1 protein-coding gene is annotated in these 213 nt (G+C 70.0%); it reads left to right on the top strand.

The window, feature by feature from the left end; translation table 11 throughout:
• The coding region (locus tag AA75_RS50675; RefSeq protein ID WP_033826211.1) for a hypothetical protein at positions 1-213 on the top strand (213 nt) is incomplete at both ends.

Below are 213 nucleotides of genomic sequence, written 5' to 3'. Positions count from 1 at the left end.
CACCCGCTGTTCCAGGTGATGCTCACCTTCGACGACGGCGAGGTGGCCGGCGGCCTGGAGCTGCCCGGCCTCGCGGTCGAACCCGTCGCGACGATCGGCGACACCGCCAAGTTCGACCTCTCCTTCGGCTTCTCCGACCGGGCCGGCGCCGGTCTGGACGGCAGCGTCGAGTACTCGGTGGAGTTGTTCGACCGGGTGACGGCGGAGTCGTTG

The organism is Kitasatospora sp. MBT63 (genome assembly GCF_000710465.2).
In the GTDB taxonomy this organism is placed as follows: domain Bacteria; phylum Actinomycetota; class Actinomycetes; order Streptomycetales; family Streptomycetaceae; genus Kitasatospora.
This window is presented reverse-complemented; position numbering and strand designations above follow the sequence as displayed.